The sequence below is a fragment of the Streptomyces sp. 6-11-2 genome (genome assembly GCF_006540305.1).
Taxonomy (GTDB): Bacteria; Actinomycetota; Actinomycetes; order Streptomycetales; family Streptomycetaceae; genus Streptomyces.
On the sequence record NZ_BJOR01000001.1, the window covers coordinates 5,997,628 to 6,011,532 of the forward strand.

General features: G+C 73.2%; 13 protein-coding genes. 7 read left to right on the forward strand and 6 right to left on the reverse strand.

Annotation, left to right across the window (positions count from 1 at the left end):
* Positions 1 to 29 precede the first annotated feature (29 nt).
* The 4 genes from TNCT6_RS26570 (at position 30) to fxsA (ending at position 4,174) form a co-directional block, all read left to right on the forward strand.
* Positions 30 to 470, forward strand: a complete 441-nt coding sequence (locus TNCT6_RS26570) for an Lrp/AsnC family transcriptional regulator (RefSeq protein ID WP_141362887.1) — start codon at positions 30 to 32, stop codon at positions 468 to 470.
* Between the two features lie 129 nt (positions 471 to 599).
* Complete coding sequence (locus TNCT6_RS26575) at positions 600 to 2,204, forward strand: amidohydrolase (RefSeq protein ID WP_141362889.1); 1,605 nt, start codon at positions 600 to 602, stop codon at positions 2,202 to 2,204.
* A 546-nt stretch (positions 2,205 to 2,750) separates the two neighbouring features.
* Positions 2,751 to 3,557: a polyprenol monophosphomannose synthase gene (locus TNCT6_RS26580; RefSeq protein ID WP_172633034.1), complete on the forward strand. Its 807-nt coding sequence runs from the start codon at positions 2,751 to 2,753 to the stop codon at positions 3,555 to 3,557.
* A 41-nt stretch (positions 3,558 to 3,598) separates the two neighbouring features.
* Complete coding sequence (gene fxsA, locus TNCT6_RS26585) at positions 3,599 to 4,174, forward strand: FxsA family membrane protein (protein ID WP_141362893.1); 576 nt, start codon at positions 3,599 to 3,601, stop codon at positions 4,172 to 4,174.
* A gap of 138 nt (positions 4,175 to 4,312) precedes the next feature.
* Here fxsA and TNCT6_RS26590 read toward each other — a convergent pair whose 3' ends face one another.
* The 4 genes from TNCT6_RS26590 to TNCT6_RS26605 all read right to left on the reverse strand — a co-directional run bounded on the left by TNCT6_RS26590 (position 4,313) and on the right by TNCT6_RS26605 (position 7,804).
* A complete protein-coding gene (locus TNCT6_RS26590) occupies positions 4,313 to 4,687 on the reverse strand; it encodes an RNA polymerase-binding protein RbpA (RefSeq protein ID WP_003977404.1) in 375 nt (124 codons plus the stop codon).
* Between the two features lie 279 nt (positions 4,688 to 4,966).
* On the reverse strand, positions 4,967 to 6,316 hold the full coding sequence (locus TNCT6_RS26595; RefSeq protein WP_141362895.1) for an MFS transporter: 1,350 nt from the start codon (positions 6,314 to 6,316) through the stop codon (positions 4,967 to 4,969).
* 73 nt (positions 6,317 to 6,389) lie between these two features.
* Positions 6,390 to 7,157, reverse strand: coding sequence for a glycerophosphodiester phosphodiesterase (locus tag TNCT6_RS26600; protein WP_141362896.1), 768 nt, complete (start codon positions 7,155 to 7,157; stop codon positions 6,390 to 6,392).
* On the reverse strand, positions 7,154 to 7,804 hold the full coding sequence (locus TNCT6_RS26605; RefSeq protein WP_141362898.1) for a YitT family protein: 651 nt from the start codon (positions 7,802 to 7,804) through the stop codon (positions 7,154 to 7,156). The genes TNCT6_RS26600 and TNCT6_RS26605 overlap by 4 nt, the downstream gene beginning before the upstream one ends.
* Positions 7,805 to 7,904: 100 nt before the next feature.
* Between TNCT6_RS26605 and TNCT6_RS26610 the strand changes: the two genes are divergently transcribed.
* On the forward strand, positions 7,905 to 9,404 hold the full coding sequence (locus TNCT6_RS26610) for a PLP-dependent aminotransferase family protein (RefSeq protein ID WP_141362900.1): 1,500 nt from the start codon (positions 7,905 to 7,907) through the stop codon (positions 9,402 to 9,404).
* Positions 9,405 to 9,519: 115 nt separating this feature from the next.
* Here TNCT6_RS26610 and TNCT6_RS26615 read toward each other — a convergent pair whose 3' ends face one another.
* Positions 9,520 to 11,151, reverse strand: coding sequence for a hypothetical protein (locus TNCT6_RS26615; protein WP_141362903.1), 1,632 nt, complete (start codon positions 11,149 to 11,151; stop codon positions 9,520 to 9,522).
* 36 nt (positions 11,152 to 11,187) lie between these two features.
* Complete coding sequence (locus tag TNCT6_RS26620; RefSeq protein WP_141362905.1) at positions 11,188 to 11,382, reverse strand: hypothetical protein; 195 nt, start codon at positions 11,380 to 11,382, stop codon at positions 11,188 to 11,190.
* Between the two features lie 308 nt (positions 11,383 to 11,690).
* On the opposite strand from TNCT6_RS26620, the gene TNCT6_RS26625 reads away from it, so the two are divergent.
* Both TNCT6_RS26625 and TNCT6_RS26635 read left to right on the forward strand, forming a co-directional pair.
* Complete coding sequence (locus TNCT6_RS26625) at positions 11,691 to 12,083, forward strand: ankyrin repeat domain-containing protein (protein WP_141362907.1); 393 nt, start codon at positions 11,691 to 11,693, stop codon at positions 12,081 to 12,083.
* A gap of 323 nt (positions 12,084 to 12,406) precedes the next feature.
* Positions 12,407 to 13,825, forward strand: a complete 1,419-nt coding sequence (locus tag TNCT6_RS26635; protein ID WP_141362909.1) for a HEAT repeat domain-containing protein — start codon at positions 12,407 to 12,409, stop codon at positions 13,823 to 13,825.
* The last annotated feature ends 80 nt before the right edge of the window (positions 13,826 to 13,905 follow it).

The following is a 13,905-nucleotide window of genomic DNA, read 5'->3' on the forward strand; positions in this document are numbered from 1 at the left end:
AGATCGGCCGCACGGTAGGTTCTTGCGCCATGGAGGAGCTGGACCGACAGATCGTGCAGCTGCTCGTCAAGGACGGGCGGATGAGCTACACCGACCTGGGCAAGGCCACCGGTCTGTCCACGTCGGCCGTGCACCAGCGGGTGCGGCGGCTGGAGCAGCGCGGTGTCATCCGCGGCTACGCCGCCGTCGTCGACGCCGAGGCCGTGGGGCTGCCCATGACCGCCTTCATCTCGGTCAAACCCTTCGATCCCAGCGCCCCCGACGACATCGCCGACCGGCTGGCCGGCGTCCCCGAGATCGAGGCCTGCCACAGCGTCGCCGGCGACGAGAACTACATCCTCAAGGTCCGCGTCTCCACCCCGCACGAGCTGGAGGAACTGCTGGCCCGCGTACGCACGTTGGCGGGCGTGTCGACCCGTACGACGGTGGTCCTCTCCACCCCGTACGAATCCCGCCCGCCCCGTATCTGACCCGATCCGGCGCAGCAGGCACGTCCCGGGACGCGGGGCGGGGGCGTCGGGGCGCCCGCGGTGGAGTTCCGGAGCGTGTCCGGGTGACCTGCGTGCCGGGTGGTTCGGGGCAGGCGGGAGACTGGGGGCATGAGTGAGCGTGCTGCCGAGGTCCGGACCGTCCTTCTGCGCAGGGGCGAGATCCACAGTCCCGCCGACCCGTTCGCGACCGCCATGGTCGTGGAGGCGGGCCAAGTGGCCTGGGTCGGCTCGGAGGGGGCCGCCGACGCCTTCGCCGACGGTGTCGACGAGGTGGTCGACCTGGACGGCGCCCTCGTCACCCCGGCGTTCACCGACGCCCATGTGCACACCACCGCCACCGGCCTCGCGCTCACCGGTCTCGACCTGTCCGACGCGCCCTCCCTGGAGGCGGCGCTCGCCCGGGTACGGGACTTCGCCGCCGCCCGGCCGGACGACCGCGTCCTGCTCGGCCACGGCTGGGACGCGGCCCGCTGGCCCGGCGGACGTCCCCCGACGCGCGCCGAACTCGACGAGGCCACCGGCGGCCGGCCGCTCTACCTCAGCCGTATCGACGTGCACTCCGCGGTCGTCACCACGGCACTGCTCGACCTCGTACCGGAGATCCACGGGCCCGTGGACGGCCCGCTGACCGCCGACGCCCACCACGCCGTACGGGCCGCCGCGTTCGCCGCCGTCACCCCCGCCCAGCGCGCCGGGGCGCAGCGCGCGGCGCTCGCCCGTGCCGCCTCCCTGGGCATCGGATCGGTGCACGAGTGCGGCGGCCCGCGCATCTCCTCCGAGGACGACTTCACGGGCCTGCTGCGGCTCGCCGCCGAGGAACCCGGCCCCCGGGTCGTCGGCTACTGGGCCGAGCAGGACGTCGACAAGGCGCGCCGGCTGGGCGCCGCCGGCGCCGCCGGCGACCTCTTCGTCGACGGCTCCATCGGCTCGCACACCGCCTGCCTGCACGCGTCCTACACCGACGCCGCCCACACCGGCACCGCCTACCTGGACGCGGCCGCCGTCGCCGCCCACGTCGCCGCCTGCACCGAGGCGGGCCTCCAGGCGGGCTTCCACGCCATCGGCGACGCCGCCGTCACCGCGGTCGTCGACGGTGTGCGCGCCGCCGCGGAGAAGGTCGGCCTGGCCCGCGTCCGCGCCGCCAGGCACCGCGTCGAGCACGCCGAGATGCTCACGCCGGAGACCGTCGCGGCCTTCGCCGAACTCGGTCTCACCGCGTCCGTACAGCCCGCCTTCGACGCCCTGTGGGGCGGCGAGGAGGGCATGTACGCCCAGCGCCTGGGCACCGAGCGGGCCCGGACGCTGAACCCCTTCGCGGCCCTGCTGCGCGCCGGCGTCCCCCTCGCCTTCGGCTCCGACAGCCCCGTCACCCCGCTGGACCCGTGGGGCACGGTCCGGGCGGCGGCCTTCCACCGCACCCCCGAGCACCGCGTCTCCGTCCGCGCCGCGTTCACCGCGCACACCCGCGGCGGCTGGCGGGCGGTCGGACGGGACGACGCGGGCGTCCTGGTGCCCGGCGCCCCCGCGGACTACGCCGTCTGGCGCACCGGCGAACTCGTCGTCCAGGCCCCCGACGACCGGGTCGCGCGCTGGTCGACCGACCCGCGTTCGGGAACCCCCGGGCTGCCCGACCTCACCCCGGGCGGTGACCTGCCCGTCTGCCTGCGGACCGTGGTGGGCGGACGGACGGTGTTCGTACGGCCGGGCGAGTGATCTCCCGGGGAGGCGCTGCGCCGCCCCGTGTCCGCCGCTGGGTCGCGCGACCTGCGCATCCTCCGCCCCGACCTGGCTGTTGTGGTCGTTTGTACAGGTCAAGGCACTGGTTGACAGGCGACGGCAGCGGGCCGGTAGGTTCTGCCGGGTCCACCACCGGACGCCCGGCCGGGGAACTTCCGTACCCGCGTCGCGGCGCCGCTGCGTCAGGGACGGTGTACCGCACCGGGTCACCGTCGCTGGGAGCCAGGCTCAGCGCCCGCGTCCGCGGGGGAACGTTCCGGACGGTCGGCAAGGTGTGACCCGGGTGGGGCCCGGGCGCTCAGTAGACAACGGCTTTCGGTAGACCCGCAGCCAGCGGGTCCCAGGTCGGCCCGAAGGGCGCCGGGCCCCCATCCGCCGGACGGGCGGATCCATGACACGATCGAGGCGAGCGCTCTTACCCCGCTCTTGCCGAATCGACACCCCCGTACGCCTGCGATGTCACGTCCTCGCAGGCCGGGGCCACTAGGGTGGTCCCCTGCGTACGGACATGAAGGGGCAGTAGTGAACGACGGCGACGGCACCCCCGCGGCCGGCTCCCGGGCCCGGGACAGGCGACTCGGCCCGCTCGGCACGGCCTTGGTGATCATTCCGACCTACAACGAGGCGGAGAACATCAAGACGATCGTGAGCCGGGTGCGCACGTCCGTCCCCGAGGCGCACGTCCTCGTGGCCGACGACAACAGCCCCGACGGCACGGGCAAGCTCGCCGACGAACTGGCGGCCGAGGACGGCCAGGTGCACGTGCTGCACCGCAAGGGCAAGGAGGGCCTCGGCGCCGCCTACCTCGCGGGCTTCCGCTGGGGCCTGGAGCGCGACTACGGCGTCCTGATCGAGATGGACGCCGACGGCTCCCACCAGCCCGAGGAACTGCCCCGGCTGCTGACCGCCCTCAAGGGCGCCGACCTGGTGCTCGGCTCCCGCTGGGTGCCGGGCGGACGCGTGGTGAACTGGCCGAAGTCCCGCGAGTTCCTCTCGCGCGGCGGCAGCACTTACTCCCGCATCGCCCTGGACCTCCCCCTGCGGGACATCACCGGCGGCTACCGCGCCTTCCGCCGGGAGACGCTGGAGGGCCTGGGCCTGGACGAGGTCGCCTCGCAGGGCTACTGCTTCCAGGTCGACCTGGCCCGCCGCGCCGTGAAGGCCGGCTACCACGTCGTCGAGGTCCCCATCACCTTCGTCGAGCGCGAGCACGGCGACTCCAAGATGAGCCGTGACATCCTCGTCGAGGCGCTGTGGCGGGTCACCGCGTGGGGCGTGGGGGAGCGGGTGACCAAGATCACCAGCCGGGGCGGCAAGCCCCAGGCGTAGTGCTTATCCGGGATTGAGCAGCCGCCAGGCACACTGGGAGCATGACGACTGGCGCTCCGACCTCTTCGTACTCCGCCCGGCCCCGGCGTTCCCGGCCCCGCCGGTATCTGCCGCTGAGCCTCGCGGTGTGGATCGTGCTGGAGATCTGGCTGCTGACGGTGGTCGCGGGAGCGGCGGGCGGGTTCACGGTCTTCCTGCTGCTGGTCGCCGGCCTCGTCCTCGGTGCGGTGGTGATCAAGCGGGCGGGCCGCCGTGCCTTCCAGAACCTCAACGAGGCACTCCAGCAGGGCGGCGCCCCCTCCTCGCGCCGCGGTGGCAACGGTCTGATGATGCTGGGCGGCCTGCTGCTGATGATCCCCGGCCTGATCTCGGACGCGGTGGGCCTGCTCCTGCTGCTTCCGCCGGTCCAGCAGGCCGTGAGCCGCTACACGGGGCGGACCGTCGACCGCAGGCTGCGCGAGGCCACCCCCGGCACGTTCGGCGACGCCTTCCAGCAGGCCCGCATCCACCGCCCCGACGGCAAGGTGGTCCAGGGTGAGGTGATCAGGGACGAGTCGGCGAGCGCGTCGGGGCCGGCCGATCCGTCAGGGGAGCAGCGCCCGCCGCTGACCCGGTGACCCGGTGACACCGGCGCATCGCGCCACCCATGCCACCGAGAACGGACATGGCAGCGGGCGCCGTACGTGAACGTACGGCGCCCGCTGCCATTGGCGTACGTGGCGTGCGCTGCGAACCGGCCCGGCCCCCGGCGGGGACTACGCGCTCTTGCGGCTGTCCCGGGGATGGACGGCGATGTTCATCGCACCGGACCGCAGCACGGCGAGACGCTCCTCGAGGACCTCTTCGAGCTCCTCGCGGGTACGCCGCTCCATCAGCATGTCCCAGTGCGTACGCGCAGGCTTCGCCTTCTTCTCCTCCGGCCCGTCGCCATCCACCAGGAGTGCCTGGGCCCCACAGACCTTGCACTCCCACTCCGGCGGGATCTCCGCCTCGACCGAGAAGGGCATCTCGAAACGGTGCCCCTTCTCGCATGCGTACTCCACGGCCTGGCGCGGGGCCAGGTCGATACCGCGGTCGGTCTCGTAGCTGGTCACCACGAGGCGCGTGCCGCGAAGAGCTCGCTCACTCATGAATCGTGCCTCCCGGGCTTGTCGCCCACAGGACAGGTGTCGCTGTCGTCGTCATCCGGTCAACGTCCGGTCGGCGGTAAAGATTCCCGTTCCGATCTCCCGTTCCGGGTCATGCGTCGCCGTCGTAGCCGCAGCCTTGTCAACCAGTGCAGTACCCACCGGCGCCCGGTTTGTCACATCCGTTAGGAGATGTCACCCAGCGTTTCGGCATCTTTGACGCGCAGTAACGGTACGCCTGGCAGGCCAAACGCGTACACTACCGCCCTTTCGCCTTGAGCGCTAAATCCGATCCGGAACGGGATTGCCCGCGTCGCCGATCGCACGGCGCACCGGAACCCGGGCGAGCAGCACGAACCCGATCGCGAAGAACGCCACCAGCGAGATGATCGCGTCCCGGTAGCTGCCGGTCAGCTGGTAGGTGAGCCCGAACAGGAGCGGGCCGAGCCAGCTCATGCCCCGGTCGCTCATCTCGTACGCCGAGAAGTACTCGGCCTCCTTGCCCGGCGGGACCAGGTGCGAGAACAGCGACCGGGACAGCGCCTGGCTCCCGCCGAGGACCAGCCCGATCCCGGCCGCCAGCACGAAGAACCACATCGGCGCCCCGGCCGGCAGGAAGTACCCGGCCGCCAGGATCACCGCCCACGCGGCCAGCGATCCGAGGATCGTGCGCTTGGCCCCGTACCGGCGGGCCAGCCGGCCCATGCCGAGCGCCCCCGCCACCGCCAGCACCTGCACCATCAGCACCGCCGTGATGAGCGTCGACTGGCTCAGGCCCAGCTCCCTGGAGCCGTACACCGAGGCCTGTGAGATCACCGTCTGGATGCCGTCGTTGTAGACGAGGTAGGCCAGCAGGAAGGACAGGGTGAGCGGTTTGCCCCGCATGTCCCGGATGGTGGAGGCGAGTTGGCGCCAGCCGTGGACCCGCGCCGCGGCGGGGGCGGTGCGGCGGTCGCGCAGCCGCTTCAGCGGGACGAGCGTGAAGAGGCCCCACCACAGACCGGCCGAGGCCAGGCAGATGCGCACGGCCGTCGACTCGGAGACGCCGAAGGAGTCGTGGGCGGTGAAAAGGACGAGGTTCGCCACCAGCACCAGTGAGCCGGCCGCGTAACCGAAGGCCCAGCCGCGCGAGGAGATCGTGTCGCGCTCCTCGGGCCCGGCGATCTGCGGCAGGTAGGAGTTGTAGAGGACCATCGAGACGGCCACCGACGCGTTGGCGACGATCAGCAGCAGACCGCCGAGCAGATAGCGGTGGCCGTCCAGGAAGAACAGGCCGGTGGTGGCGCCGGCGCCCACATAGGCGGCGGCCGCCAGGAGCGGCTTCTTGCGGCCGGTGCGGTCGGCCGCCGCGCCGGCGACCGGCATCAGCGCGATCGCCACGATGACGGACGCCGAGACGCAGTACGCGAAGAACGACCCGGCCCGCACCGGGATGCCCAGCGGGTGCACGAACCCGTCCGCGTCCGCCGCCGACTCGGCGACCGCCGTGAGGTAGGGGCCGAGGAACACGGTGAGCACGCTCGTGGAGTAGACGGAGCACGCCCAGTCGTAGAAGTACCAGCCGCGCTGCTCGCGGCGCCGGTCGGCGGCCTCGTCGCCGGCCTGTCCTGCCCGCACGGTGTCACTGCCCACCCCGTGCCCTCGCTTCCCCGCTGGTTCCCCTGTTGCCGACGGTCCGCGAACGCGAACGGGGGTGTGCCGGGCCTCAGGCCCAGACGCCCCGGTCCTCCATGACCTTGCGCAACGTGTCGATGTGATCGGTCATGATGCCATCGACACCGAGGTCCAGGAGACGGTGCATCAGCGCGGGTTCGTTGATCGTCCACACGTGGACGTGCAGCCCGCGCTCGTGGGCGGCGCGCACGAACCGCCCGTCGACCACCGGGACGCCGTACTGGGAGACGGGCACCTGCGCGGCCACCGCGGACCGGCGCGGCGCCGCCGGCAGACCCCAGGAGCGCAGCCGCAGAGCCAGTACCCCGCGGGTGCCGTACGAGGTCGCGAGGCGCGGCCCGGCCAGGCGCTGCGCCCGGACCACGCGCGCCTCGGAGAACGAGCCCACGCAGACGCGGTCCCAGGCGTTCGTCCGCTCGATCAGGTCCAGCAGGGGGCGCAGGGCGGGCTCGGCCTTGACGTCGACGTTCCAGCGGACGCCGGGGAAGGTCTCCAGCAGCTCCGCGAAGAGCGGCACCGGCTCCCGGCCCGCCACGCGCGCCTGGCGCACGTCCTCCCACGGCAGGTCCGCGATCCGGCCGGCGCCGTCGGTCACCCGGTCCAGGGTCGCGTCGTGGAAGGCGACGAGCCGGCCGTCCGCCGTGGCGTGCACGTCGGTCTCCATGTAGCGGTAGCCGAGTCCGGCCGCCTGCCGGAACTGCGCGACCGTGTTCTCCAGCCCGTCGGCCGCCCCGCCGCGGTGCGCGAACGGGAGGGGTCCCGGATGGTCGAGGTACGGGTGGCGTGCGGGCGTGGTCACGGACGCAGTATGGCTCGTTCGGGTGTCCCGGCGGCAACGGGCTTGTCCCCGGCCGGCGCCGGAACGGCGAACACGCGCAGGAAGAGCTGGGCCAGCGGGCCGATGGACACCGCGTACAGCACCGTGCCGACGCCGATCGTGCCGCCGAGGGCGAAGCCGGTGACCACGACCGCCACCTCCACGGCCGTCCGCATCAGGCGGATCGAGCGGCCGGTGCGCTGGTGCAGCCCGGTCATCAGTCCGTCGCGGGGGCCGGCCCCGAAGCGGGCGGCGATGTAGAGACCGGTGGCCACTCCGTTGAGCACGATGCCCGCCAGGAGCAGTGGAACCCGGACGGCCAGTGTGCGGGCGTCGGGCACCAGGGCGAGGGTGCCGTCCAGGGCGAGGCCGACGACGAAGACGTTGGAGACCGTGCCCAGCCCGGGGCGCTGGCGCAGCGGCACCCACAGGAGCAGAACCATCGCGCCGACGATGATCGACACCACGCCGATCGTCAGGCCCGTCAGTTCGGACAGGCCCTGGTGCAGCACGTTCCATGGCTCCAGGCCCAGGCCCGCCCGGACGAGGAGCGCGGAACTCGCGCCGTACAGCGTGAGGCCGGCGTAGAGCTGGATGAGTCGTCGCCCGAGGCGGGCCGGTGTGGACAAAACGTCCCCCCTGCTGGTGGAAGTGGACTGGTGGATGACACTCTGTGGCGTGGGGAGATGATCCATCCATGGCCAATTCGAGGAAGGTGGACTGGTCGTCATGGCGCAGTGGACCTCTGCGGTGGGCGCCGCGCAACTCGCCCGGCTGCTCAAGTCCCAGCAGGACCGCCCGGCGGGCCCGGGCTCACGCCGCCCGCCCGCGTACCGCGCGCTGGCCGACGGCATCCGGCTGCTGGTGCTCGAAGGCCGTGTCCCGGTGGCCGCCCGGCTGCCCGCCGAGCGCGAACTCGCCCTGTCCCTCTCCGTCAGCCGCACCACGGTCGCCGCCGCGTACGAGGCCCTGCGCACCGAGGGCTTCCTGGAGTCCCGGCGCGGGGCGGGCAGCTGGACCGCGGTGCCGGCGGGGAATCCGCTGCCCGCGCGCGGACTGGAGCCCCTGCCGCCGGAGGCACTGGGCTCGGTGATCGACCTCGGCACCGCGGCCCTGCCGGCCCCGGAGCCGTGGCTCACCCGCGCCGTTCGGGGCGCGCTGGAGGAACTGCCGCCCTACGCCCACACCCACGGCGACTATCCCGCCGGACTGCCCGCGCTCCGCTCGATGATCGCCGAGCGGTACACCACGCGTGGGATCCCCACCATGCCCGAGCAGATCATGGTGACGACCGGCGCCATGGGCGCCATCGACGCCATCTGCCACCTCTTCGGGGGCCGCGGCGAGCGCATCGCCGTCGAGTCGCCGTCCTACGCGAACATCCTCCAGCTGATGCGGGAGGCGGGCGCCCGGCTCGTGCCCGTGGCCATGGCCGAGGGGCTGACCGGGTGGGACCTGGACCGCTGGCGCCAGGTGCTGCGCGAGGCCGCGCCCCGGATCGCCTACGTCGTCGCCGACTTCCACAACCCGACCGGCGCGCTCGCCGACGAGGAGCAGCGGCGGAGGCTGGTGGAGGCGGCCCGCTCGGCGGGGACGGTGCTCGTCGTCGACGAGACGATGAGCGAGCTGTACCTGGATCCGGGGCTGGAGATGCCGCGGCGGGTGTGCGCCTTCGACCCGGCCGGGTCCACGGTGATCACCGTCGGCTCGGCCAGCAAGGCGTTCTGGGCCGGGATGCGCATCGGCTGGGTACGGGCCGCCCCCGACGTGATCCGCAGCCTGGTCGCCGCGCGGGCCTACGCCGACCTGGGCACCCCCGTCCTGGAGCAGTTGGCCGTGAACTGGCTGTTCAGCACCGGGGGGTGGGAGGAGGCCGTGACGGTCCGGCGGGACCAGGCCCGCGACAACCGGGACGCCCTGGTCGCGGCGGTCCGGCGCGAGCTGCCCGGCTGGGAGTTCGAGGTCCCGGGCGGCGGCCTCACGCTGTGGGTGCGCACCGGCGGCCTGTCCGGCTCCCGTATCGCCGAGGCGGGCGAGCGGGTGGGCGTCCGTGTTCCCTCCGGCCCGCGCTTCGGCGTCGACGGCGCCTTCGAGGGCTATGTCCGCCTGCCGTTCACGGTCGCGGGGGCGGTGGCGGAAGAGGCGGCGACGCGCCTGGCGGCGGCGGCCCGGCTGGTGGAGGCGGGTGTCTCCAACGGGGGCGAGTCCCCTCGCACCTTCGTCGCCTGAGCGCCGCCCGCGGCCCGGTGGGTCGGCTCGGGGCGGCGCGCCTCGCCCCCGTTTGCGGCTTCGCGGCTCACGAGGGCTCTGCGGAAGACGTTCACGAGGGCTCCGACGAGAGGGTTCACGAGGGCTCCGCGACCGTCTCCGTGGGCTCCACGACCGCTTCCGTCACCGTCTCCATGGGCTCCGCGACCGCTTCCGTCACCGTCTCCATGGGCTCCGGCACCCGCTCCCCGTCGGCCGGCGTGGTCTTCGGCGGCAGAAGGTCGAGCACGGCCTGCCGGTGCGCGTCGCTCGTCGCGTCGTCGTAGGGGTCGGGCGTGACCGGCACCTGGAGCCGGTGGACCGGCTTCGTCCCCAGCCGGGCGTACCCGCGTCCGGCCGGGACGACGGGCAGCGGCGTCGTGTGCGGCGGCGCCCCCAGTACCGCCTTGAGCTGCTCCGCCGTCGCCGGCCCCAGGACGACACGCGCGCGTGTGTGCTGCCGTACCGCGTCGCTCAGCGCCTCCGCGCTGTCGAACTGCTCGGCCACGACGACCGCCACGCCGACCGCGCGTCCGTGCCGCAGCGGCACCTGGAGCAGCGCCTGCGGGTCCTTGCGGCCGTCCGCGGCGGCCAGGTGCGTGAACGCGGTCGGCCGGTCGAGCAGCAGCCACAGCGGCCGCTTGGTGTCCTCCGGCGGCGGATGACCCGCCTGCCGCGCGCGGTTGACGGCGATCAGCCTGCGCTCCGTCTCGGTGGCCGCCCACTCCAGGCTCGCCAGCACCCCGGCCAGCCCGCACTCGACCGCGAGCACCCCGTCCCGGCCGGACAGGCAGGCGAACTCGCCGGTGGCGCCGCCGTCGACGATCAGCACGTCGCCGTGCTGGAGGGCCTGGAGCGCGATGGAACGCAGCAACGTCGAGGTGCCGCTGCCGGCCTGGCCCAGGGTCAGCAGGTGCGGCTCGGTGGAGCGCAGGCCCGTGCGCCAGAGGACCGGCGGCACGTCGCGCTGCTCCTCGCCGTAGCCGAGGGGGAGCGTGCGCTGGACCTCGCCGGGGTCGGTGAAGCCGAGGACGGTCTCGCCCGGCGCCGTGACGAAGCGCTGCGCGGCGATGTCCGTGGGCAGCGGGGCGAGCGCGGTGACGGTGAGCTGGTTGCCCTCCTCGTCCCAGGAGAAGAGGTATTCGCGCCCGCGGCCGGCCTTGACGGTGAGCAGGTGCTCGATCCGCGCGCGGGACTCGGTCTCGCCGTCGGTGAAGTACGCGGGGTAACGGATCAGCAGGTGGCTCACGCGTCCCGAGTCGTCGAACTCGAAGGTGGGGAACGCCTTCTCCCACGCGCCACCGTGCGCGTACAGCGGTGCCGGATCCTCGGCCGCCGAGAAGTAGGGGACCAGGGCCTCGTACAGGGAGGCCAGGCGCTGGACGCGCGACTCGTCGGGGCCCTTGGACTTCGGCGGGGTGCGGTCGCGGCCCTGCCAGCCGGCCGCCGCCATGAGGACGATGCCGGAGAGCAGCGGCCCGTACGGCACCAGGGCCACGACCAGGATCACCGAGACGACCAGGAAGAGGAGCGGTCCCCGCCGGTCCTTCGGTGTCTCCGCCCACTTGCGCCGCCCGGCCCCGGCCAGTCGGCGCAGACCGCGCGAGATCGTGATCAGCGGGTGGAGGACATCGGTGGCGCCGCCCGCCGCCGTCCGGGCCAGCTCCCGGCCGCGGGCGATCTGTGCGCTGCCGTTTCTCAGAATGCGAGGGAGAGGGCGCCGGGCCACTTGATGCTCCAGGGGTGCGTACGGACGGGGGCGGAATCAGAAATTGAGCCCGCCCAAGAGGCTCGCGAGGCTTGCGCCCCCGGCCTTGATGCTCGGGGCCACGCCGGTGCTCGACAGGTAGAAGCCGAAGAGCCCGCAGACCGTCGCGTGCGAGCTCTTCAGTCCGTGGTTGCGGCAGAACAGGAAGACGACGGTGCCGAGCAGCACAACGCCCGAGATGTTGAGGATCATTGCTCTCTCCTGGTTCACGGGGGACAGTCACCATGAGTTCTTCCAGGCTCACAGAATGTATCCATATGACAAAAGGTGCAACTGGGTGAATTTCGTTCGATTTCCATCGGTTGGCGGAGTCCCGTGGGGTGCCTGAGGGCCACTGTTGCGTCCGACCGTGTCCGTGGTGATCTTTACCTCGGGCGCATCCGGCCATGTGGCGCACGAGCCAGTACGCTGGCGATTCACCCGTACGGCCGACCAGCGCGGACCGCCGTACGCTTGCTCCCCGCAGTACCGAACGTTCGCAGTGAGAGGCGGTCCGGCCGATGAGTGAAGCCCCCGACCCCGAGGTCGTGGAGCTGGCGACCAAGATCTTCGATCTGGCCCGGCAGGGGCGGACTGAGGCACTCGTGGCGTACGTCGACGCGGGCGTCCCGGCCGACCTCACCAACGACCGCGGCGACTCCCTGGTGATGCTCGCCGCATACCACGGCCACGCAGCCGCCGTCCGCGCGCTGCTGGCCCGAGGCGCCGACGCCGACCGCGTCAACGACCGGGGCCAGACCCCCCTCGCAGGAGCGGTCTTCAAGGGTGAGCAGGAAGTGATCACAGCCCTCCTGGAGGGCGGCGCGGACCCGTCCGCCGGCACCCCCTCGGCCGTCGACACGGCCCGGATGTTCGGCAGGACGGAGCTGCTGGAGATGTTCGGCGAGAGCTGATCCCCGGGCCGGAAGCAGCCGCTTCGGCCCTTCTGACCAGGAACGACACAAACAACGGGGGAGGCGGTACAGGGCCGCCGGAAATTTCGGTCGCGGCAGCGCGGGCGCCGGGTCATCATGACGTCGTGATTCACGGACGCGATGGCTGGGCAGGTGTTGCCGCACCGCGCGGGCCGTGATCCGGCCCGCATGGGCCACCGACGAGAGGCAGAGGAAGATGGTCTACAGCAAGCAGCGGACGGCGGGCGCCCCGACGTGTTGTCGCGCGGCCAGGTAGTACGAGATCCCCGGTTGCGTCGACGCTTGATGTGAGGCTGTTTCCCATGTTCGATCCGGTCATAGCGCCCAGCGGTACGCTGCTCGGCCTGCTCCAGCGGGGCCGCGGCGACGGCACGCTGCACGCGCTCACCGCCCCCCGCGCCGAGGCGCTGGCGGCACTGAACCACTGCGTGCTCAGCGACCCACGCCACGACTGGCAGGTGGAGAACCGCTCCCTGTACTACGCCCGCCTCTTCCTCGACCTCGACGGCGAACTGGACCGGATCGAGGAGCACCTCCTCGACCCCGAGGACGCCCTCGACACCGACGAGTCACGCACCGGACTCGCCCTCGCCGTGCTCGGGCACCTCGCCTCCTACGGCAGGCGGGACGCGCTCGCCCTGCTGCGCAGGTACGCCGCCACCGGTGCCAACTGGGCCTGGGCCCTGGACGAACTGGCGCTCAGGGACGACGACGCGGGGCTGCGCGCCCTCGCCACGCCGGTCCTCGCGCGCTTCGCCACCGACGCCGAGGGCGAGGCCGAGCTGGCCGCCGCGGTGCGCGACGCCTTCGAGCCCCGGCCGTGGCGGCTGTGGGCCGACGACCCGCGCGAGTCGGTCGCCACCCGCGTGCGTGCCGCGCACGAGGCGGGCTGCTTCGACCTCTGGCAACGGCAGATGCGCCCCACCGGACCCCGGCCCGGGTGGAGCGTGCAGGCGGTGTTCGAGTGGGCCGAGCAGGGCGCCGACCGCGGCGCGCCCCGCCATGCCCCGGCCGCCCGCTGCCTCACCGCCGTCGCCGGTCCCGAGGACCGGCCCGAGATCCTCCGCGCCGCCCGGGCGGGCACCGACGCGGCCCGCTGTACCGCCCTGCGCTACCTCGCCGACGGCGACGACCCCGACGCCCTGGACCTCATCGAGGCCGCGGTGTCCGACGGCTCCGCCACCGTGGTGGAGGCCGCCGTCGACGCCTTCGAACGCATGCGCGGAGCCGCCGCCGTCGACCGGGCACGCGGCTGGGCCCACCGCCCCGACCCGCTCGGCGCCGCCGCCGGACGAGTGCTCGCCTGCCGCGGCGCGGTCCGGGACCGCGACCTCGTCCTCTCCGCCCTCCGGGAGGCGGTCCGGGGCGAAGGCCCCGACGCGCCCACCCTGTGGACCCTGGTCGACGGCGCCGGCCGGCTCGGCATCACCTGCGCCGCGCCCGTCCTGCGCCACGTCTACCGAGAGACCGCCTCCTCGCATCTGCGCGGCCGTGCCGCCCGAGCCCTGGCCGCCACCGACCCCTCCTTCCCCGCCGGGTTCGCCGTCGAGTGCCTGTGGGACTGCGAGGAGACCACCCGCGAGATCGCCGCCCGGCACGCCGAGACCGGCGACACGCGCGTCGTCGAACGACTGCGCAGACTCGCCGCCGACCCGGCCGAGGAGGACGAGGTCCAGACCGCCGTACGCAGCCGGATCGGGCCGGACACGCCCACCGCGTGAACATCCGGTGACCCGGGGGCCAGGAGCGCGTGGCCGGGGACCGTCCGGTCCGGCCGCACAGCACAACGCTCATGGGACGT

Coding starts and splice junctions, on each gene's coding strand:
- TNCT6_RS26570 (WP_141362887.1), top strand. CDS start 30: ATGGAGGAGCTGGACCGACAGATCGTGCAGCTGCTCGTCAAGGACGGG.
- TNCT6_RS26575 (WP_141362889.1), top strand. CDS start 600: ATGAGTGAGCGTGCTGCCGAGGTCCGGACCGTCCTTCTGCGCAGGGGC.
- fxsA (WP_141362893.1), top strand. CDS start 3,599: ATGACGACTGGCGCTCCGACCTCTTCGTACTCCGCCCGGCCCCGGCGT.
- TNCT6_RS26590 (WP_003977404.1), bottom strand. CDS start 4,687: ATGAGTGAGCGAGCTCTTCGCGGCACGCGCCTCGTGGTGACCAGCTAC.
- TNCT6_RS26610 (WP_141362900.1), top strand. CDS start 7,905: ATGGCGCAGTGGACCTCTGCGGTGGGCGCCGCGCAACTCGCCCGGCTG.
- TNCT6_RS26620 (WP_141362905.1), bottom strand. CDS start 11,382: ATGATCCTCAACATCTCGGGCGTTGTGCTGCTCGGCACCGTCGTCTTC.
- TNCT6_RS26625 (WP_141362907.1), top strand. CDS start 11,691: ATGAGTGAAGCCCCCGACCCCGAGGTCGTGGAGCTGGCGACCAAGATC.
- TNCT6_RS26635 (WP_141362909.1), top strand. CDS start 12,407: ATGTTCGATCCGGTCATAGCGCCCAGCGGTACGCTGCTCGGCCTGCTC.